This window comes from Thermodesulfomicrobium sp. WS (assembly GCF_027925145.1).
Taxonomy (GTDB): domain Bacteria; phylum Desulfobacterota; class Desulfovibrionia; order Desulfovibrionales; family Desulfomicrobiaceae; genus Thermodesulfomicrobium.
In genome coordinates this window covers 1,714,019-1,733,972 of sequence record NZ_AP027130.1, presented here as the reverse complement: position 1 = coordinate 1,733,972, position 19,954 = coordinate 1,714,019, and the positions used below count along the sequence as shown (strand labels likewise).

Below are 19,954 nucleotides of genomic sequence, written 5' to 3'. Positions count from 1 at the left end.
CCTCCCGAAGCATCGTTTGGGGGCGCGGCCTGTGCCGTGCTCTTGGCCTTGGGTCAAGAGGCGGCAAGCAGGCGGGCGACCAGCTGAGGGATATGGTCCAAGGTGGGGGCCATGGCATAGCCCTTCTCGTGCATGCGGGTGATCTTCGCTTCCACACCGGGGTCGGTGTCCTCGAGGATGGCGCCGGCGTGTCCCAGACGCTTGCCCCGGGGTGCGGTCCTGCCGGCAATAAACCCCACCAGCGGAATGCCAATCCCAGCCTCCTGGAGGAACGCTCCCAGATCTTCTTCGGCGCGGCCGCCGATCTCGCCGAGGACCACGAGGGCCTGCACGTCCGGGTCTGCCACCACAAGCGGGGCGAGGTCGGTAAAGCTGGAACCCACGAAGGGGTCCCCGCCCACGCCGATGCAGACCTTTTGGCCGAAACCTGCGGCGGAGAGCCGGGCCACGGTCTCGTAGGTGAGGGTGCCGCTGCGCGAGAGCACGGCGATGGGGCCGGGGCGGAAGATGGCGGCGGGCATGATGCCGATCTTGGTGCCCCCCGGGACGATGAGCCCGGGGCAATTGGGCCCGATGATGCGGCAGCCCATGGAGCGGGTTTTTTCCAGCACGCGCAGCATGTCCTGCTGCGGGATGCCGTCGGTGATGCACACGATCCAGGGGATGCCGCAGGCCGCGGCCTCGAGCATGGCGTCCGGGGCCAGGGGCGCGGGCACGAAGAGGATGGAGGCGTCGATGGCATGCCGGGCGCAGGCCGCTTCCACGGTATGGTACACCGGCACGCCGAGCACGCTGGTGCCGCCTTTGCCCGGAGTCACCCCGGCCACCACCTGCGTGCCGTACTCCTGCATGAGTCGGGTGTGGAGCTGGCCCTGTTTGCCGGTGATGCCTTGGACGAGCACTCGGGTGCCGGCGCCCAGGGGAAAGGGCGCGGGGGATACGGGTGGGGTGCGTCGCATCGGGGCGGGCGGGAGGCTGCCATGGTCGTGGGCCGGAGCGCGGACCCCGGTGAGGGCGTGGAGTTTTTCCATGGCCGCATCCAAGGTCTCTACCGGGTGGACGTTGGAGAGCTGCGCCGCGCCGAGAAGGCGCAGTCCCTCTTCGGCGCGGTTACCCGAGAGCCGCACCACCACAGGCTTGACCGGCGGAGCCTCGCTCACCGCGCGCAGAAGCGCCCCGGCCACGTCAGCGCAGGAGAGGATGCCGCCGAAGATATTGATCCACACCGCTTCCACCTGGGGATCTTCCAGAAGGAGGTCGAGGGCCTGGCGCATGGCGGCGGCGTCCGCCCCGCCGCCGAGATCGAGAAAGTTCGCCGCCGGCATCCCGTGGGCGTGGAGGAGGTCCATGGTGGCCATGGCAAGCCCGGCACCGTTGACCATCATCCCCACCCGGCCTTGGAGTTTATGGAAGCTGAGGCCTGCTTGTCTGGCCCGGACCTCCACGGGATCGTCGTGGCGGGGATCCACGAGGGCCGCAAGCCGGGGGGATTGGGCTACGCGGTGGTCGTCGGCCTCGATCTTGGCGTCCAGGGCGACGAGGCTGCCTTCGGCGGTGACGGCCAGCGGGTTGATCTCCAGCACCAGCAGCCGCTCTTCGAGAAAGAGGCGGGCCAGGGCGCACACGAGCTCGGCAAAGGGGCGCAGCAGCGCCATGGGGAGGTCCAGATGGAAAAAGAGGTTGCGGATGTGGTATTCTTCCAGCCCCAAGGCCGCGGAAAAAGGCTCGACGCGCAGGGAGTCCTTGGGCGCGGACTCCACTTCGATCCCGCCGTGGCGTCCAGCGGTGGCCACAAGCCGGGCGCTTGCCCGGTGCACCGTGAACGAGAGGTACATCTCCCGTTCCACCTTGAGGCAGGGCTCCACCCGGATGGCCGTGGGCCTTTTGCCGCCAATGGTGCACTCCAGGATGGCGCCCCGCGCCGCTTCGGCTTCTTCCCTACTCTGGACGATACGGATACCGCCTGCCTTGCCACGGCCGCCGGTGAGGACTTGGGCCTTGAGCACCCAGGGCAAGGGAAAAGGGGCCGTGATCGGCCCGCGTTCCGGGGCGAGCAGACCGGGAGGCACGGGGATACCGATCTGTTCCAAGAGGACTTTGCTGGTGTGTTCGTCGAAACGCATGGGGACTCCGCTTCTTGCCTTTGGTTGTCAAAATTGAGGCCATGGCATATCGCCTCGGGGTGTCGGCCCCGGCCCATACATGGCCTTGATCCAAAAAGAAACTCCCCGAGGCAGTCTTCGCTATGCCTTTGATGGTGGCTTTGGTATCGTCGCTGATGGTGCTCTCCTGCATGGGAGCCGCTGCTGCTCCCTTGGAGTTGCGCAATCTTGGAGTGTCTGCGGACACGCGGGGGCTGCATCTCGGCTTTGATGTGGACGTGGTGGACGCCGCGCCCTTGTGGGACCTGCTCAAGCGCGGCGAGGCCGTGGAAGTCCGGGTGGACGCCACCGCCAGCCGGCGGCGCCTTGGGCTGTGGAACCAGGAAGTGGGCAGCGCCCAGTACCGGGCCCGCGTGCAGGCCGACCCCGTGCGCCAGGAATGCGTGGTGACCGAGGCCAACCAGACCCATGCCTTTGCCTGTGCGGAACTGGGGCGCGCCTTGCTGCGCCTGTGGCGCCACCGGGATCTCCTGCTCGGTCCCTTCGATCCTTCCTTGCGCCAGCAGCAGTACGTCGTTCAGGTGGATTTTCGGGTGGTGCGTTCGGACATGCCGGTGTGGTTGACGGTCCCGCTCTTTTTTCTGGATTGGGACTTGGTCCCGCGCACGCGCTATGATGTGACCTTTGATTATTGATCCTTATGGCAGCCCTGCTTCGTCGTCCGCACCGCATCCCGCGTCTCGATTCCAAGGAGCGCAGCAAGCGGCGGCGTGAGATGGTCTTGGTGATTGCCGCTGTGGTGGTGGTGGTGGCCCTCACCTGGGCCGAATTGCGTTTCCTTGGTGTCAATTCCTATCTCTTTCTCGCCCTCTTCAACATCAATTTGATCCTCCTCATCGTGGTCCTTTTCGTGGTGGGCCGCAATGTGGTGAAACTCCTGCTCGAGCGTCGCCGCCGGGTTCTGGGCTCTGGGCTTCGGGCCAAGTTGGTGGGGGTGTTCATGCTCCTCTCCTTTGTCCCCACCCTGGTCATGTTCCTTTTGTCCGTGCGCTTTGTGCAGACCTCCATTGACTATTGGTTTCGGGCCCAGGTGGAGACCTCCATGGAACAGGCCTTGAGCGTGGGCCAGACCGCCTACTCCCAGATGCGCGCCCAATTGGAGCGCCAGGCCGCCTTCCTGGCCCAGGAACTGCAGGCCCATCGCCGCGACGGTCGGGCCTTGGAGGAGTGGCTTGCGCGCAAACGCGAAGAATATGGACTTTCGCTCTGCGGAATGTTGGGCTCGGATCGGTCCCGGCAGGTATGGATTGCCGCCCCGGAATGGGGCAAGCGCTGGGCGGAGCTGGAGCCGGAAGTGCCGTGGGCGGAGCTGGAGCCGGGACATCTGTGGGTGGGGACCAAGCGAGGAAAGCACGCCGACGTGCTCGCTGGGGTCTCTGCGCGTCCAGGCGGCCGGGATGGATTTTTGGTACTGGGGATCAGCGTGGAGCCAGGGCTCATGGCCCGATTGGATCAAGTGGGCCAAGGGGTGGGGGAATACCGGCAGCTCCAAAACTTGAAGTATCCCTTGAAGATTACCCTGTATTTGGTCCTCGCCCTCATGAGTCTTTTGGTGCTCCTGGGGGCGCTCTGGTTTGGCTTTCGCCTGGCGCGGGAGATCTCCGCTCCGGTGCAGGCCTTGGCCCAAGCTACGGAACGCATCGCCCAGGGGGATCTCTCGGTGCGCATTGAGGACGACTCCCGGGATGAGCTCGGGCTTTTGGTGCGTTCCTTCAACCGCATGGCCGAGGACCTGGAGGCGAGCCACGCCCGGGTGAGCGCTGCCAACGAGCAGCTCGCCCGGCAGTACATGGCCTTGGAGGCACAGAACCGCTACGTCCAGGCCATCCTCGACAACGTGACCGCCGGGGTGGTCTCTTTGGATAGCCAGGGGCGGGTGGTGACGCTGAACCCTGCGGCCGAGCGTATCCTCGGGCGGGACGCCGAGAGCGCCCGCGGGGCCTCGGTGCTCGAAGTGTTGGGCGAAGAGCAGCGCGAAGCCATTGAGGAGGCCCGGCGGGTGCTGCGCGGCTCGTTGGGGTCGCAGTGGCAGCGCCGCATGGAGGTTCGCACCCCAATGGGGCCCCTGCGTCTTTTGGTCACTGCGGTGTCCATCATGGATGCCCACGGTGGGGACGGTGGGGTGGTGGTGGTGTTTGAGGACATTTCGGAACTGGAGAAGATGCAGCGCCTCGATGCCTGGAAGGAAGTGGCCCGACGCATTGCCCATGAGATCAAAAACCCCTTGACCCCCATCAAGCTTTCGGCACAGCGCTTGGAGCGAAAATTCGGCCATGAGGTAGGGGATCCCGAGGTGTTTTCTCAGTGCACGGGGCTTATCGTGCGTCAGGTGGAGGCCTTGCAGGCCATGGTGACGGAGTTTTCCGCCTTTGCAAAACTGCCGGAGATCCGGATCCAGGAAATGGATCTTCCCCCCGTCGTGCAGGAGACCGTGGAGGTCTTTCGGGGCAGTCACCCGCATATCCACTGGCAATGTGTGGCTGCGCCGGTGCGTCCCGTTTTGGGGGACCCCGAAGCCTTGCGCCGGGTGTTCTTCAATCTGGTGCTCAATGCGGCAGAGGCCCTGTCCGAGACCGAGGCCCCCCAGGTGCAGGTGCGCATCTATGCGGCCCGGCAACGGGTATGCGTGGACGTGGCGGATAATGGTCCAGGCATCGACCCGGGCGAGCAGGAACGGGTGTTCGAGCCGTATTATTCCACCAAGCGCGGAGGAACAGGACTGGGGCTGGCCATTGTCAAATCCCTGGTGACGGAGCACCATGGCCGCGTCTCGGTGCGGCCGGCCCGGCCCCGGGGGACGATTTTCACCGTGGAGCTTCCAGCAGTGCGGCGCGCCGGAGGCAGAGCATGAGTGCCACGATTCTCATCATCGACGACGAAACCGATGTCCGCTTGTCTCTGCGGGGGATCCTCGAGGACGAGGGGCACGGAGTCCTGGAGGCCGCCTCGGGCGAAGAGGGGCTCGCCACCGCCCTGGCCGAGGACGTGGACCTCATCTTTCTCGATATCTGGATGCCGGGCATGGACGGCATGGAGACCCTGGCCGCCCTCAAGGCCAAAGGGTGTGATGCGCCGGTGGTGGTCATTTCCGGCCATGGCAATGTGGAGAGCGCGGTGCGTGCCATGAAAATGGGGGCGTTTGACTTCATCGAGAAGCCATTGTCCCTGGATGCCGTGCTCATGGCCACGGCCAAAGCCTTGGAGGTGGCGCGGCTCAAGCGGGAAAACCGGGAACTGCGGCGTTTTCGGGAAGAGGAGCCGCAGCTCATCGGTGTTTCCCCGGCCATGGTGGAGCTGCGGACGCTCATCGCGCAGGTAGCACCCACCGATGCCACGGTGCTCCTTTGTGGGGAAAACGGCACCGGCAAGGAAGTAGCGGCGCGGAGCATCCACGCCTTGAGCCATCGCAGCCAGCGGCCCATGGTGTGCGTCAATTGCGCCGCCATCCCCGAAGAGCTCATCGAATCCGAACTCTTCGGGCACGAGAAGGGGGCCTTCACCGGCGCGGACAAGGCGCGGCGCGGCAAGTTCGAGCTGGCGGACAAAGGGACCTTGTTCCTGGACGAAATTGGTGACATGAGTCTCAAAACACAGGCCAAGGTCTTACGGGTGCTGCAGGAGCGGCGCCTGGAACGGGTGGGGGGATCCAAAACCGTGGAAGTGGATGTGCGCGTCATCGCGGCCACCAACAAAGACTTGCAGCTGGAGATGGCGCAGGGGCGTTTTCGCAGTGATTTGTTCTACCGGCTCAATGTCTTTCCGCTCTCTCTTGCGCCGCTGCGCCAGCGCACCGAGGATATCCCGCTGCTGCTCACGCATTTTGTCGAAGACTTGGGGCGCCAGCGTGGGGGGACCATCGCCTTTGCGCCCGATGCGGTGGAGGCCTTGATGGTCTATGCGTGGCCGGGCAATGTGCGGGAGCTCAAAAACATGGTGGAGCGGCTTTGCATCCTGTATCCTGGTCAGACCATCACCAAGGCCATGCTCCCGCCCGAGTACCGGCAGACATGCAGCGCGGCGGCCGCGGAGGACCTTTCGTCCCTCCCTTTCAAAGAGGCGCGCTCCCGTTTCGAAGAGCAGTATCTGCGCGCCGCTTATGCGCGGTTTGGGGCGAACATGACCCACATGGCAGAGGCCATTGGGCTTGAGCGGACGTATTTGTATCGAAAACTCAAGACGTATGGCATTGCGTGAGTGCCTGGTATGGTTTTCAGCGGAGGGCATCACCAGCGACGCAGCGGCCAGGGGAGAACACCATGACACAGGAAAGCCAGCAGCGGCTGCACGAAGAATTGGCCCGGGTGTGTGCCGAACGCGATGCAGTGCAGGACCGTTTGGTGCGCATCCGCGAAACGGTGGAGCGGCATTTGCAAACCAACATGGCGGCACTCGTGGCCATGCTCGATTTGCTCCAGGACTCGGGGCTTGGGGCTGCCCAGGTGGAGTACGTGCTCACCGCCCGGCGCTCTGCAGAGACCATCCGCTCGATACTCAGTTCGTTGCTCGATGAGACCGATCTGTCCCCACGGCCCCGTCTTGGGGCGGCGCAGACCTTCGATCTGCGTCTGGTGGTGGATGACATCATGCAATTGTGCCACCTGCAGGGGGCGCGCCTGGCGGAGACTGGGTGTGCCGTAGCCATTGACGAAGCTGTCCCTGGGCTGGTGCGGGGGTATCCAGGGCTTTTGCGCCGCATGATCGGATCTATTGCCCAGCGGATCGTGGGGGGGCTGCGGCGGGGGCAGATGCGCTGTGTGGTGCGGCTGCTGCAGGTCCAAGGCGAAGAGATCGTGGTCCGGGTGACCTTGGAGGTGCGCGGCGAGGTGCGGGCGCTGGAAGAGGTGACCCCCTTTGCCGATGCCTCCACCGCGCACAAGGCGCAGGAGGCGCACATCGTGGCCGCGGTGGTCGAGCATCCCCAAGGCTTCGATGTCTCTTGGGATATCCCTCTCGGGCTCCCGCAGTCTGGATCGCCGGAACTTCCCGCCCCGGTGTCCATTGCCGGCAGACGGATCCTGGTGGTGGATCAAGAGGAGTCCTGGCGGGAGGTGCTGCGGGAGTATGCCTATTTGTGGGGATGCACCCTGGAAGAGGTGACTTCGGGCAGGGAGGCGGTCCAGAGCCTGCACCGTGCCCGGGAAGCGGGGCAGTGTTTTCATGTGGCGGTGGTGGACGATCCGGAAGACATGCCTGCCGAAGATTTCGCCCGGGGCATTCGCCGGGATCCCGCGTGGGAAGGGATGCGTTTGGTGCGTCTGACCTCGGCTTCCCGGCCGGGGGATGCCCAGCGCATGTATGACGCCGGCTTTGACGGCTACTTCGTCAAACCCATGGACCGCGATAGCCTGCGCGAGGCCTTGGAGTTGGTGCTCGGCAGCGCCAGCGTTGGCCAGAGCCCGATGCTCATTACGCGCCACACCGTGGCCGAGGCCCGCAAATGGAGGTGCGGCGCCCTGGTGGTGGCGCGGGGGGCCGCGGCCCGGCAGCTCGAGCTCTTGCTCTCCCAGGCGGAATTTTCTTTTCAGACCGTGGAGTCTTGGAATGAGGCGGTGCTGCGCCTTGCCCAGGAGCGCCCGGGCATCGTCTTTTGGGTGGAGGAAGAGGGTGCGGAAGTGGATGCCTCGCTGCGGGCGCTGCGCCAAAGTGGACGGGATGTGCCTGTGGTGCTGGTGCGCTCCCAGCCTGGCGAGGTGCCGCCGGAGTGTGTCGCCGCCTTGACCCTTCCTGTCGATGTCGTGGAATTCTCGAGGGTTTTGGACGCCGTGGTGCCTATGGCCGGTGGGGAGCGGGGCGAGCGGAGCCGGGAGTCGGTGCTCGACGTCGAGGCGCTTTTGCAGCAACTGGATCAGGACCGCGCCGCCTTGCGGGACATCGTGCAGGACTTCGTGCGCGAGGCGGCAGGGCGCATCGACGAGCTGGCGCAGGCCATTGCTCAAGAAGACTTTGTCACGGCCACGGACAAGGCGTGGTCGTTGCGGGGCATGGCGGGGAACGTACGGGCAGCCACCATGGCCTTGCGGGCGGAGATGGTCGAGCTGGCGGCGCGGCGCGGCGATGGCCGCAAGTGTCTGGCCTTGGTGCAGGACTTGTGTGGCGAGCTGGAACGGGTCCGGGCAGTGGCGCAGGCTTTGGGCGGCGAATCGAAGTAAGGGGTGGTGCCCCCACCAGGACTCGAACCTGGGCAAACCGGGATTAGGAATCCCGTGCTCTCTCCACCTGAGCTATGGGGGCGCGAAAGCGCATGCCTACTCAAGAGGCCGGGGCAAATCAAGGGCGCTGTCTTCCTTTGGGGTCGGTGGTCGGAACGCGCTTTTGGGAGATACTCGAGATGAACGACACCAAGCTCGATAAAGCCGAACTTTATGCCAATACGGTGCGCTCCTTTGCCCGGACCGGCGGTGTGGTCTTTTTGTTGAGCACGGACGCCATCTTTGCCGATGTGCTGCGCCGGGCATTGGACATGGTGCAGGCCCCGCGGCAGGTTTTGCGCCATCACCGCAGCGTGGAGACCTTTTTGACCGACCTGCGCGAGGAGGCCCATAACCGGGTGCTGGTGTTTTTGGAGCGCATGCTCTCCGGCCAGTCGCTGGCCCCGCTTTTGGGCAGTATCGGGCAGATTTGCGGGGAGGCGGCCATCATTGTCCTCACCACGGAGATCGACCAGGGGAGCGCGGCGCTGCTCATTGAATATGGGGCGCACAATATCATCACCAAGCCTATCTCCGTGGCTTCGGTGATTGAGAAGATGGCGTTCACCATCGCCCCCCAGGGGCAGATGGGCCGCTACATCGACCGGGCTCGGCGCAGCCTGGAGATGGGCTCCTACGAAGAAGCCATGCGCATCGCCTCGGTGGTGCTCCAGCTCAAGCCGGAGAGCGCCGTGGCCTACATGCTCATGGGCGATGCCTACAAGGGCATGGGGCTGACCTCCAAGGCGGAGGAGATGTATCTCAAGGCCTCGGAAGTGGCCAAGCTCTACATCCAGCCGCTCAAGCGCCTATCCAGCCTGTATGAAGAGGCGGGAGACAAGTCCAAGCAATTGGAAGCCCTCAAGCGGCTGCATGAGATCAGCCCCCTCAACACCCAGCGGCTCCTCGAAATGGGGGCCTTGGAGATGGAAGTCGGTGACCCGACGGCGGCGGAGGGCTATTTCGAGCAGGCCATGCAGACCGCCAGGCGCGAGGCGGCGGAGCACCTCTCGCGGCTTTCGGCCAAGATCGCCGAGGCGTGCGTGTCCCGCAATCCCGGCTTGGCCATTCGCTATTCCCGCCAAGCCTTGGATGCCAAAGGCGGGGAGCTCTCCAGCGCCGATGTGGAGACCTTCAACCTGTTGGGGCTGGCCCTGCGCCGTCAAGGCCGCTGGCGGGAGGCGGTGGCGGAATACCGCCGCGCCTTGGCGGTGGAGCCCGGTCATCCGGTGGTGCTCTACAACATGGCCTTGGCCTATGCAGAAGGCGGGGCGTTTGCGGATGCGGCAAGCGCCCTGGAAGCTGCCTTGCAGGCAGCCCCGCATCTGGCGCGGGAAAACCCCAATGTGGCGGCCTCCATGCGGACCATTTTTACCCGTGCCGGCCGGGCCTTTCCCCCCGGCCTTTTGGCCCTGGGGCACGACGCCCGCGAAGACTCGCCCGGGCGCGGCGTTTCGTCGCAGTCTCCGGCAACCATGTAAGGACGTTTTTGACAACAGGCCGCAGGCGATCTGCACCCATAAGGAGGACTCATGCACCCCTTGGCAGGCAAAACCCCGCCCGAATCGTACCGTATCAACATCCCCCGCCTCGTGACGCAGTATTATACCACGACGCCGGACCCGGACGATCCGGGCCAGCGGGTGGCCTTTGGCACCTCGGGACACCGGGGCAGCGCGGCCCATGCTTCCTTCACCGAGCGGCACGTGGCGGCCATTGTCCAGGCCATCTGCGAGTACCGTCAAAGCCAAGGTACGCGCGGCCCCCTTTTCGTGGGCATGGACACCCACGCCCTCTCCGAACCGGCGCTGGTGACGACGCTCGAGGTGCTGGCCGGCAATGCGGTGGCGTGCTGCTACCAGGAAGGGTTCGGCTATACTCCAACCCCGGTGATTTCCCACACCATCTTGGCCTACAATCGGAGCCACAGCGACCAGGCCGACGGCATCGTGATCACCCCGTCCCACAACCCACCGGAAGACGGCGGCATCAAATACAACCCGCCTCATGGGGGGCCGGCGGGCACCGAGGTCACCAAGGCCATCGAGGCCCGGGCCAACGCCTTGCTCGCCCAGCCGCAGGCCATCCGTCGTTTGCCGTGGAGCCGAGCCTTGGCCTCTCCGTGGTGCCGGCCGTTTGATTTTGTCACGCCGTACGTGGAAGGGTTGCGCGCTGTGGTGGCCATGGACCGCATCCGGGAGGCCGGGATCTGTGTGGGCGTGGACCCTTTGGGGGGCAGCAGCCTCGCCTATTGGGAGCGGATCGCTGAAGTCTACGGCGTGGATCTCCAGTTGGTCTCGCGCACCATCGATCCGACCTTCATGTTCATGGCGGTGGACAAGGACGGCAAACTTCGCATGGACTGCTCGTCGCCTGCGGCCATGGCCCCGCTGGTGGGCTTGAAGGATCGCTTTGCCTTGGGGCTCGCCAATGATCCGGATGCGGATCGGCATGGCATCGTCACCCAGCGCCACGGGCTCATGAACCCCAATCACTACCTTGCCGTAGCCGTGGACTACCTCTTGACCCATCGTCCCGGCTGGCCTCAAGGGGCGCGCATCGGCAAGACCTTGGTGACCAGTGCCATGGTGGACCGGGTGGCCGCAGCGCATGGCCGCAGTGTGTACGAGACCCCGGTGGGGTTCAAATGGTTCGTGGAAGGGCTTTTGGCCGGAGATCTCTGCTTTGGCGGAGAAGAGAGCGCTGGGGCTTCGTTTTTGGCCATGGACGGCGCCCCGTGGTCCACGGACAAGGACGGCATCATCTTGGGGCTTTTGGCGGCGGAGATCCGTGCGGTCACCGGCGTGGATCCTGGGGATATCTACCGCGACTTGGAAGCCTGCCATGGAGCCGCCTGCTACCGCCGTATGGACGCCCCGGCATCCCGCACGCAAAAAGAGGCCTTGATGCGTTTGCGGCCCGAGGATGTGCAGGCGCGGGAGTTGGCGGGCGAGCCCATCGAAGCGGTGCTCACCCATGCCCCGGGCAATGGTGCCTCCATTGGCGGACTCAAGGTGGTGACTGCCAATGGCTGGTTTGCGGCCCGGCCTTCGGGCACGGAAGACGTGTATAAGATCTACGCCGAGAGTTTTGTAGGCGAAGATCACCTGGCGCGCTTGCAGGAAGAGGCCCAGGCCCTGGTGGCCGCCGCTTTTGCCCGCGCCGGGATTTGAGAAAGCAGGGTGGACGGCTGAGTGTGGCCTAGCCATCCACATCGAGGAGGAGTTCGTCCCAGATGATCTTGCCCCTGCCTTTGCGCTGCTGCCGCAAGAGCACGTACACGGCCCCGGCACCGCCGTGGCGCGGCTGGGCTGTGGCAAAGCAGAGCACGATGCGCTTGAGCGGGGCCTGGGTGAGCCACAGGGAGAGCTCTTCGCGCAGCACGCTGGTGCCGCCCTCGGAATTCTTACCCCGCCCCGGTACCAGGAGCACACAGCGCATGCCCTGGAGGAAGCAAGAGCGTAAAAATTCGGCCACGGCAAGCTTGGCCTGGATGCGGTTCATGCCGTGCAGATCCAGGTGCGCCTCGATGCTCATCTGGCCGGATCGCAGTTGCTGGAAAATGCGTGGGTCGAGGTCATGCACCTTGCCATGGAGGTATTCGTGGGTGAGCTCGACGTCGAAGTCGCCGTTTTCCGCCAACAGGTCGGCAAAGGCCTTGCGGCGTCGCTCCTTGGGGGCTGGCGGCGGGCTTTTGGGCACTTGGGGACCGCTTTGGGACAGCGGCGTGACCCCGCGCATGGCCTGGTGGAAGAGATCGTCTTCGGAGGGCACGGCGGCGTGGGAGCGCTTGGCCTTGGCCTCGCGCTGGGCCAAAAGCAGTCGCACCCGGGGATGGCGAGGGAGGTCGCGAAACGAAGTGAACTTCATGGATCCACGTATAGCGCAAATGGGGTTTCAGGGCAAAGGGCGGTGCGTGGACAAGCCTGCCCGGCATAGGCTACGGGGGAGGGCATGACGCAAGCCCTTGGCCTTCCTTTTCGCCTCCTGCTCGTGGAGCCGGACGACGCTGCGTGCGCGTACCTCATGCCGTTACTCACTGCCCATGGGGCATCGGTGGACCGGGTGCGGGAAGGATTGCAGGGATTTGTGCGCGTTCAGGACGAGCCGTATGATGCCGTTTGGGTGGCCTGGCATGGGATGGACGTGGACGGCGCCACCGTATGTTCCATGATTCGCTCCTGGGAGCGGCGTTCCGAGGAGATGTCCCGGTTTGTCCTGCTCTTGGGCCGGGAGGCGGACCGCGAGGAGCTCGTGGTTGCCACGGAGTGCGGGGCCGATGACTATCTCGTGGGAAGCTGGTCTTCGGCGGAGATCGCCTGGAAGCTGCGGCTCGCACGGGAAGTCATGGTCTTGCGACGGATTGCCCATACCCACGAAGACCGTGGCGGCCTGCTTTCCGTCCAAGAGCTGCGGGCATTTGTGGCCGAGGAGGTCAACCGGGTGGGCCGCCGCAGCGGCTGGCTGTCGCTGGCGGTGCTCGGTATTCCGGCGCTCTCGGGCCTGCAGGTAAGCTACGGCAAGGCGTGGACCACGTGGTTCGCCAGCGGGGTGTGGGCATCGGTGCGGGGGCGGCTTCGGAACTATGACCGCATGGGGACCCTGGAAAACGGCACCGTATGTTTGGTTGCCCCGGATTTGGACATGACGGGGATGAGCCGGCTTTTGGAGCGGCTCTCCCGCATGGTGGCCGAGTACCACGTGGCAGGAGCGGATACCGCCTTGCCGCTCACCTTGGCAGCACGTGCGCTAAGCGTGCGCATCAAGGCTTCGTACGCGGAATTTGGGTCCGTGGCCGATTCTTTGTGGGGGTGGCTGGAGGAACAGTCGGCCTTGCCGGCGTCCGAAGGCGTGCTGGCTTTCGTGGGCGCGGCAGACCCGCTTTTTCACGTAGCGCTGGCCGTGGAGGGAGTCGAGTAAACGCGCTGCTCCGTGGCCTTTTGATGCAGCGGCCCGTTTCCTGCGCCAAGGAGACGGGCCGCGGTATTTTTGAGGGGAGGCGGCGCGAGGGCTACATGCACAGGGACTCGTGCAACGCCCTTTGGGCAGTGGCGAAATGTTCCCGCTCCACCACGAACTGCATGTTGGTCTGGCGCACGGTCTGTGACATGGCCAGGATGTTGATGCCGTGCTTGGCAAGGGCATTGGCGGCCTTGGCGAGGATCCCAGGCTGGGCGATGTTGGAGCCAATGGCGCACACGATGGCCACCGGGATGGCTTGCACTTGTTCGAAGCGGGCGCGCAGGTCGGCAAGGAGCGCTTCCTGGCAGTCCCGGTCATTGATGATGACGTCGATGGTGTTGGCGTTGGTGGCCTTGCAGATAAAGGATACCCCGTGCGCGGCGAGGACCTGCATGATGCGCAGGTCGAAGCCCACCTCGCCGACCATCCGCGTGTCGTGGATCTCGATGCAGGTCACCTTGGCCGATCCCGTGACGATCTCCACCTTGGAGCGCGGGGCGATGAAATCTTTGGTGATGAGTGTTCCGGCGTGATCGGGGTCGAAGGCGTTTTTCACGCGGATGGGGATGTTGCGGATTTCCAGTGGTTTCGATGCCTTGGGGTGAATGGCCTCCATACCCACATCGGCGAGCTGATCGGCCACATCGAAATTGGTGTTGCATACGGGGCGGATCTTATCGAGACCGATGATGAGGGGATCTCCCGAGCAGAGGTGGTATTCTTTGTGGATGACCGCCTCGGCTGCCCCCAGGATGACCGCTACCTTGGAGAAGGTCACTTCGGAGTAGCCGCGGTCGAACTCGCGCATGATGCCTTCGGTGCCCTTGGTGTAGCCGGTGGCGAAGCAAATGGTGCGAAACGGGTCGATATCTTGAAAACTTTCGCGGATGCGCTCGTCGATGGTGAGCTGGCGGCTGTCTTCCCAGCCGCTCAAGTCCACGAAGGTGGCGTCGTAGCCGCGGTTTTGCAGGATGTTGGTGGAATTGAAGGCGCTATGCATCTCGCCGATGGAGGCGAGCAGTTCGCGAGCCGCGAGCAAGAGCTCGGTGCGGGAGACATAGCCCGAGGCGAGCACGTTCTCCATGCTGCGCAGGATATTGATGGTGAGGTCGATGTGATCGGCGATGAATTCGTCCGCCACCGCGAGATTGAGACCGATGGGGGCAAAGGAGGCGTTGATCTCGCAAAGATGGTCCCGCAGATCGAGCAGGGCGCGGATGTAGTTGCCCTGGTTTTTGAAAAGGGTGTAGACTCCCGGCTCGCCGGTCTTTTTATGTTCTAAAAGTCGGTTGGTAACGCCGCCGTAGGCCGAGACAACATAGATGCGACCATAGATGTCATCGGGATTGCGGAGGATGACGTTGTCGATGACTTCGGCAAACCGGGACATGGTGGTGCCGCCGATTTTTTCCACACGCAGGGCGCGCTGGGGCAGGGCAGGGGAAGGGCACATGGGCATGGCAAATCTTCCGCTGGGTTGGAGTTGGAGAGTTGCGGGGGTTGTAAAGACGGGGGGCTGAGGCGTCAACTAACGCGGGCGTTGGCACCGCTCTTTGCGCAAGGTGAATCGCCACCACGGGGTCTTGAAGTAGAACCAGAACATGGCCGCGCATTGGACGAGGATGGAGGCGAGCATAGCCATCCAGATGCCCTCGGCGCTTCCAAGAAGGCGGTGGCCGAGGAGATAGGCCAGAGGCAGGCGCACGAGCCAGGCTGCGCCGCCGAAGATCAGGGCTTGGTAGAGGGTTGCTCCTGCGCCCACGAAGGCGCCGCTCAAGATCAGGGCCGCCAGCATGGGCGGCGTGCCGGCCATGTTGTAGGCAAGGTAGGAAATGGCATGGGGCGCTGCGGTGGGATCTGGCGCGATGAAGGCCACGATGGGTTCGATCACAAACCACAAAAGCAGGGTGAGCACCGAAATGGCGAAGACCCCGAGCTTCATGATGCGCAGTCCCATGCGCCGGGCATCCTCAATCCGGCCTTGGCCGAGCAAGTGGCCGATGAGGATCGAGGCGGTGAAATTGAAAGAAAATCCGGGGAGGAACAAAAACGATTCCACCCGCATGCCGGCACTCATGCCTGCCATAGCGGCCACGCTCTCGCGCGGAAGACTCGCCACCAGGGCAAAAAGCACCATATAGGCCGAGTGCCAAACAATTTGCATGAGCCCTGCTGGCCAGGCCACGGCCACCAGATAGGGCAGGGCGCGGCGGACCCAGCGCCATGGAGGCAGGCTTCGGCGGGTCAGCGTGCCCCGGCGCACCAGCATGAGCATATTGAAGAGCGTGCCGCAGAGGATGGAGCCAAAGGTGGACCAGCCCAGCCCAACGTGGCCGAGGCGCGGCAGTCCCCACCACCCCAGACCAAGTCCAAAATCCCCCAGGGCGTTGACGGTCGTCACGAGCATCATGCCCCAGAGGGGCGTGATGACGTCTTTACCGGCGCGGAACAGAGCGTTGCTGACGGTCAAGAGGTAGTAGCCGGGGAGGATGAGGAGAAAGATGTGCAGTAGGTCCGCAGCCACGGGAAAGATCGCCGGGGGAAGCTGGAGCAGGCGTAAAAACACCCGGTCCAGCGCCTGACCCGTAAGGAGCATCACGGCGCCGAGCACCATGGCCAGACCGATCCCCAGACCCGCAAAGCGCTGCACGCGGCGGGTGAGTCCGGCCCCAGCGCTCTGGCTCACCGCCGCCACGCTGCCATTGGCCACAGCCACGGCCACCACGAGAAAAAAGAACATGGCCTGGGTCATGAACCCTACTGCGGCCTGTACTTCTCGTCCCAGTCGGCCTGCCACCCACACGTCAGCGAAGCCGATGAGAAAATGAAATACCATCATCAGGGCCTGGGGCCAGGTGAGGGCGAAAATAGCGGCATACGGCGCCTTGTCGAGGCGCCTGTCCAAAGGAGAATTCGTCGTCATTGAAGAGAAGACCCTTAGCTAAAGCACACTTCCACCATGATGGGGCCATGGGGAGTGTCGAATGGAATGGCCAGGATGGCGTTGGTGGATACGTGGCGGATGGTGTGTCCCTGGCCCGTGACCACCGAGGGGATGGCGCCTTCGAAGACAAGTCCCAGCTCCACCAGACCTTTGCGCGCCTGGCCCGAGATCATGTTGGTGAGTTCCCCCACGGCGTCTTCTACCTCGGGCGTGATCTCGGTGAGTTCCTCAAAGAGCATGCCGCCGATGATCCCCAAGGCCGCCTTTTTGGTGAAGGTGATGGACATGGTGCCTTTGCTTTTGCCTTTGGGGTTGGAAAAGCCAATGACGCCGGTGATGTCGCCTTGGGCCACGGAGTCTTTTTTGACGTAGGGGGCCTTGGGGGTGACCGGAGTATTGGCCATGGTGCCGAGCACGCTGGCCGTGGCGTCCACAAATTGCTTGATGATGCCTTGGATGGTGTCGTTCACGATGTCCTCCCGGAAAGGGACGTATAGCTGAGGGCGTGGGGAAAGGCCAGCGTCTTCATGCAGCAGGTTCGGCCAGCACCCGCGCCACCGTGTCTTCGAGCTCGGTCTTGTCGATGGGTTTGACGCAATATGCGCTGGCCCCCAGCCGCAGCGCGGCGTGCGCCGTGTCCAGCGTCGGATATCCGGTCAGCATGATGGCCTTGAGCGCGGGGCGGAGGGCTTTCATTTTGCGCAGCACATCCACACCGCTCATACGTTTGAGCTTCATATCCAAAATGACCATGTCCACGGGCTGATTTTCCACGTAGCGAATGGCGTCGTCTTCATCGGTCATGGCTTTGACGGTGTGCCCGCGACGCTCCAGGATGCGGCGGATCAAGACTGCGGCGTCCGAGACGTCATCGAGGGCGAGAATGTGGGCCATGGTGGTCCTCCAGGGAAGCGTGATCGAGGGGGATGGTCACGGTAAACAGGGTGCCGGGGCCGCAATGCGGCCCATCCACAGGCACAGGCCAGGGAAAGGTCTCGGGCACCGGGCTGTGGACCTGGATCTGGCCTTTATGTTTTTCAATGATGCTATAGCTCACCGAGAGCCCCAGGCCGGTGCCTTGTCCCACGGGCTTGGTGGTGAAGAATGGGTCGAACACCTTGGAGATGCTTGCGGCATCGATGCCGATGCCCGTGTCCGCCACCTCCAGGCGCACGCAGCTCTCCGCACGCAGCAAGGTGGTGCGCACGGCGATGATGCCCCCTTGGGGGAGGGCGTCTCGGGCATTGGTGAGGAGATTGATCCACACTTGCTTGAGCTCTTCGGGGTCCCCGTAGATGATGGGAAAGGAGTCGTCCAGGTCTGTGGCAATGGTCACCTGGTCCAGGGAAAAGGTGTGGCGCACCAGGCTGACCGCCTCCATGACGGAATTGTTGAAGCACATCTCCACCTTTTCCGAGGTGGAGGCATGGGAGAACTCCAGGAGATCGGCCACGATCTTGCGGCAGGCCTTGGTGTGGCGCTCGATGGTGCGCAGGTCTTCGGCCATGGAGGAGTCTGCGGGCACATCGTCGAGGAGCAGTTGGGTGGTGCCGAGGATGATGCCCAGCGGGGTGTTGATCTCGTGGGCCACGCCGCCGGCGAGCTTGCCCAGGGATTCGATCTTCTGGGACTGGATGAGTTGGCGCTCATAGTCTTTCATGGCCGTGATATCCCGTTCCATGCGCAGCAGACCCAGGATGCGGCCCCGGGCCCCGCGCACCGGAATTTGGATGACGTGAAACCAGCGGGAACCCTGGGCAGTGGTCTCCTGCTCTTGACGTTCCATGCGCTGGCCGCTGGCAAGCACGTCTCGGCCCTCCAGGTGGCGGCGTTCGGCCTCGTCTTCGGCAAAGAGGTCGAAGTCGGTGCGGCCGGGGATGTCCTCCTTGGAGACACCGACGGCCTGGCAGAAGGCTTCGTTGGCGGCGTGGTAGATCATGCGGGTGTCGCGCAGACAGATGCGGTCCGGGTTGGCGTCGAGCACTGTGGAGAGCAGGCGGGTCTGTTCTTCCAGCCGACGCTGGGCTTGGAGGAGCTCGCCCATGCGGTGATCGAGCTCGCGGGCCATGGCGGAGAAGGCGTGCTCCAGGGCGCTGATTTCGTCCCCTTGGTGCGGCGGATCGGGCAGGGTGGGCGAAGTCTCGGGCAGGTGGCGTTGCCGCAAGGCCCCGGCCCGGGACTGGAGGCGATCCAGGCGGGAGGTGATGGTGCGGGCAAAGAGGGTCCCGGCGGCGGAGGCCAGGGTCAGGCCGGTGAGGAAGATGATCATGAGCGTGGCCACGAGGTGGTCGAGGATCTCGGAGGCCGCGCGCCGGGAAAGACCCAGGCGTACGGTGCCGATGGGCTCGTCGTGCACGCGGATGAGGGTGGCGATGTCGTCGATGCGTTCCATGCCGTTGTCGATGAGTTGGATGCGCATGGGGTTTTGGGGATCGGCATGGTTGGCGGTCGCAAGATCCACGGGAAAGTCTGGGCCGAAGGAGTGGGCGAGGATGCGGCCGGCCCGGTCTTGGATGAAGATGTAGGTCACGTCCCGGGGTTCGGCCACCAGTTCCCGCAGGCGTAAAAAGTCCAGGGCGAGCAGCGGGTCGACGGCGCGGACAGCCAGGGATGCCGCGATGTCTGCGCCGCGCTTGCGGTGTTCTTCCAGCAGGGCGTCTTTGGTGATGCTCACCACAAGGGGGAGCAGGGTGAGGGCCATGGTGGCGATGATGGTGGTGATGCCGAGATTGAGCTTGGTCTCGAAGGAGAGTCGGCTAAAGAGGCGCTTCATGGGACCGTCTCCATCCCCAGGGTATGCATGAGTTTTTCGATGGGACGGTAGTCGGCGTGGCTGGCAGGGATAATGGCCGTGAGTCCCGCAGGGGCGAGGATGCTTTCGTCTTTGGGTCGGCGCAGGGCGGTCAGGGCCTGGGCTACCTGCTGGGTGACCTCTGGGGAGAGGTCTTTGCGGGCGCAGAAGAGCCAGCCCGGGTATGGAGGCGTTTCCGCCAGCACCCGGATGGCGGAGGTGTCGTAGCGTCGGGCAACGATATCCAGGGTGCCTTTGCGGATGGAGCCGATGTCATAGGCACCGGAAAGCACGGCGAGCACCACCTGCTCCTGCTTGCCGCCGACACCGCGGGCGAATTCCACGCGGGCGAATTGGTCCAGGGTGATGCCGTGCTCGTGAAACAGCGCCAAGGGGAAGAGGTAGCCGCCAGCAGAGGTGGGCTCCACCGCGATCCAGGTCTTGCCCCGGCAGTCCTCCAGGGAGGTGATGGCGGCGTTGTCCGCGCGGACGATGACCTGCCCCTGAAAGTCCGCGCCGCCCTCCTCTTCCACGGCTCGGGCAAAGACCTGCGCCCCGGCGCGGTGGTGGAGGAGGACGTACACAAAGGGGTTGGTGAAGGAGATATCGATGTCTCCACGCTCCACCATGGCCATGTGCTCGGCAAAGGTGGCGGGGAAGACCTGACGGAAAGGCAGTCCCGTGGCTTGGCGCAGGTATTCGAGGATCCGGCGGTGGCGCTCGAAGGACACTGCATGGGTGTACTGGGGAAGGTAGGCGTAGGTGATGGCGGGCTCTTGGCGCGGCAAGGCCACGGGGGCGCGCTTGTTCCAGTCCACGAAGCGCGCGTCCTCTTGCCCGGAGCAGCCAACGCCGCCGGCGCACACCAGCAGGAGAATGCCAACGCGCAGAAGGAAGTGCATGGCAG

General features: G+C 64.2%; 15 protein-coding genes and 1 tRNA gene. 7 read left to right on the top strand and 9 right to left on the bottom strand.

The annotated features are described in order from the left end of the window. Positions 1-53: 53 nt before the first annotated feature. Positions 54-2,123, bottom strand: coding sequence for a succinate--CoA ligase subunit alpha (gene sucD / locus QMF81_RS08325; protein WP_281750346.1), 2,070 nt, complete (start codon positions 2,121-2,123; stop codon positions 54-56). A 122-nt stretch (positions 2,124-2,245) separates the two neighbouring features. On the opposite strand from sucD, the gene QMF81_RS08320 reads away from it, so the two are divergent. From QMF81_RS08320 to QMF81_RS08305, 4 genes are all read left to right on the top strand, one after another. Next, complete coding sequence (locus tag QMF81_RS08320) at positions 2,246-2,797, top strand: DUF4390 domain-containing protein (protein ID WP_281750345.1); 552 nt, start codon at positions 2,246-2,248, stop codon at positions 2,795-2,797. A gap of 5 nt (positions 2,798-2,802) precedes the next feature. Further along, a complete protein-coding gene (locus QMF81_RS08315; RefSeq protein WP_281750344.1) occupies positions 2,803-5,013 on the top strand; it encodes an ATP-binding protein in 2,211 nt (736 codons plus the stop codon). After that, positions 5,010-6,356 carry a sigma-54 dependent transcriptional regulator gene (locus tag QMF81_RS08310; RefSeq protein WP_281750343.1) on the top strand — a complete coding sequence of 449 codons (1,347 nt, stop codon included), beginning with the start codon at positions 5,010-5,012 and terminating at the stop codon, positions 6,354-6,356. The genes QMF81_RS08315 and QMF81_RS08310 overlap by 4 nt, the downstream gene beginning before the upstream one ends. 62 nt (positions 6,357-6,418) lie before the next feature. Beyond that, positions 6,419-8,311, top strand: a complete 1,893-nt coding sequence (locus tag QMF81_RS08305) for a response regulator (protein ID WP_281750342.1) — start codon at positions 6,419-6,421, stop codon at positions 8,309-8,311. 4 nt (positions 8,312-8,315) lie between these two features. On the opposite strand, the gene QMF81_RS08300 is transcribed toward QMF81_RS08305, so the two are convergent. Further along, positions 8,316-8,393 (bottom strand) — tRNA-Arg (locus QMF81_RS08300). 97 nt (positions 8,394-8,490) lie between these two features. Between QMF81_RS08300 and QMF81_RS08295 the strand changes: the two genes are divergently transcribed. Both QMF81_RS08295 and pgm read left to right on the top strand, forming a co-directional pair. Then, positions 8,491-9,831, top strand: coding sequence for a tetratricopeptide repeat protein (locus QMF81_RS08295; RefSeq protein WP_281750341.1), 1,341 nt, complete (start codon positions 8,491-8,493; stop codon positions 9,829-9,831). 51 nt (positions 9,832-9,882) lie between these two features. After that, positions 9,883-11,523: a phosphoglucomutase (alpha-D-glucose-1,6-bisphosphate-dependent) gene (pgm, locus tag QMF81_RS08290; RefSeq protein WP_281750340.1), complete on the top strand. Its 1,641-nt coding sequence runs from the start codon at positions 9,883-9,885 to the stop codon at positions 11,521-11,523. Between the two features lie 28 nt (positions 11,524-11,551). Here pgm and QMF81_RS08285 read toward each other — a convergent pair whose 3' ends face one another. After that, on the bottom strand, positions 11,552-12,220 hold the full coding sequence (locus QMF81_RS08285) for a Smr/MutS family protein (protein WP_281750339.1): 669 nt from the start codon (positions 12,218-12,220) through the stop codon (positions 11,552-11,554). 84 nt (positions 12,221-12,304) lie between these two features. Here QMF81_RS08285 and QMF81_RS08280 point away from each other — a divergent pair, with 84 nt between their 5' ends. Then, a complete protein-coding gene (locus QMF81_RS08280) occupies positions 12,305-13,270 on the top strand; it encodes a hypothetical protein (RefSeq protein ID WP_281750338.1) in 966 nt (321 codons plus the stop codon). Positions 13,271-13,361: 91 nt separating this feature from the next. Here QMF81_RS08280 and QMF81_RS08275 read toward each other — a convergent pair whose 3' ends face one another. The 6 genes from QMF81_RS08275 to QMF81_RS08250 form a co-directional block, all read right to left on the bottom strand. Beyond that, a complete protein-coding gene (locus QMF81_RS08275) occupies positions 13,362-14,771 on the bottom strand; it encodes an aspartate kinase (protein WP_281750337.1) in 1,410 nt (469 codons plus the stop codon). Between the two features lie 69 nt (positions 14,772-14,840). Further along, positions 14,841-16,235 carry an MATE family efflux transporter gene (locus QMF81_RS08270; RefSeq protein WP_281750336.1) on the bottom strand — a complete coding sequence of 465 codons (1,395 nt, stop codon included), beginning with the start codon at positions 16,233-16,235 and terminating at the stop codon, positions 14,841-14,843. A 14-nt stretch (positions 16,236-16,249) separates the two neighbouring features. Continuing rightward, complete coding sequence (locus tag QMF81_RS08265; RefSeq protein WP_281750335.1) at positions 16,250-16,726, bottom strand: chemotaxis protein CheX; 477 nt, start codon at positions 16,724-16,726, stop codon at positions 16,250-16,252. Positions 16,727-16,781: 55 nt separating this feature from the next. Beyond that, on the bottom strand, positions 16,782-17,150 hold the full coding sequence (locus QMF81_RS08260; protein ID WP_281750334.1) for a response regulator: 369 nt from the start codon (positions 17,148-17,150) through the stop codon (positions 16,782-16,784). Continuing rightward, the gene (locus QMF81_RS08255) at positions 17,125-19,029 is read right to left on the bottom strand and encodes an ATP-binding protein (RefSeq protein ID WP_281750333.1); all 1,905 of its coding nucleotides are present in this window, start codon (positions 19,027-19,029) and stop codon (positions 17,125-17,127) included. Before QMF81_RS08255 ends, QMF81_RS08260 begins: the two co-directional genes overlap by 26 nt. Beyond that, entirely contained in the window at positions 19,026-19,949 is a 924-nt protein-coding gene (locus QMF81_RS08250; protein WP_281750331.1) for a phosphate/phosphite/phosphonate ABC transporter substrate-binding protein, read from the bottom strand. The genes QMF81_RS08255 and QMF81_RS08250 overlap by 4 nt, the downstream gene beginning before the upstream one ends. Between the last annotated feature and the right edge of the window lie 5 nt (positions 19,950-19,954).

Bases quoted from the DNA above. Each gene is read 5' to 3' on its own strand.
- QMF81_RS08275 (WP_281750337.1), bottom strand. From the start codon at position 14,771: ATGCCCATGTGCCCTTCCCCTGCCCTGCCCCAGCGCGCCCTGCGTGTG.
- QMF81_RS08255 (WP_281750333.1), bottom strand. From the start codon at position 19,029: ATGAAGCGCCTCTTTAGCCGACTCTCCTTCGAGACCAAGCTCAATCTC.
- QMF81_RS08315 (WP_281750344.1), top strand. From the start codon at position 2,803: ATGGCAGCCCTGCTTCGTCGTCCGCACCGCATCCCGCGTCTCGATTCC.
- QMF81_RS08260 (WP_281750334.1), bottom strand. From the start codon at position 17,150: ATGGCCCACATTCTCGCCCTCGATGACGTCTCGGACGCCGCAGTCTTG.
- QMF81_RS08280 (WP_281750338.1), top strand. From the start codon at position 12,305: ATGACGCAAGCCCTTGGCCTTCCTTTTCGCCTCCTGCTCGTGGAGCCG.
- pgm (WP_281750340.1), top strand. From the start codon at position 9,883: ATGCACCCCTTGGCAGGCAAAACCCCGCCCGAATCGTACCGTATCAAC.
- QMF81_RS08305 (WP_281750342.1), top strand. From the start codon at position 6,419: ATGACACAGGAAAGCCAGCAGCGGCTGCACGAAGAATTGGCCCGGGTG.
- QMF81_RS08270 (WP_281750336.1), bottom strand. From the start codon at position 16,235: ATGACGACGAATTCTCCTTTGGACAGGCGCCTCGACAAGGCGCCGTAT.
- QMF81_RS08310 (WP_281750343.1), top strand. From the start codon at position 5,010: ATGAGTGCCACGATTCTCATCATCGACGACGAAACCGATGTCCGCTTG.
- QMF81_RS08295 (WP_281750341.1), top strand. From the start codon at position 8,491: ATGAACGACACCAAGCTCGATAAAGCCGAACTTTATGCCAATACGGTG.
- QMF81_RS08320 (WP_281750345.1), top strand. From the start codon at position 2,246: ATGCCTTTGATGGTGGCTTTGGTATCGTCGCTGATGGTGCTCTCCTGC.
- QMF81_RS08285 (WP_281750339.1), bottom strand. From the start codon at position 12,220: ATGAAGTTCACTTCGTTTCGCGACCTCCCTCGCCATCCCCGGGTGCGA.
- sucD (WP_281750346.1), bottom strand. From the start codon at position 2,123: ATGCGTTTCGACGAACACACCAGCAAAGTCCTCTTGGAACAGATCGGT.
- QMF81_RS08250 (WP_281750331.1), bottom strand. From the start codon at position 19,949: ATGCACTTCCTTCTGCGCGTTGGCATTCTCCTGCTGGTGTGCGCCGGC.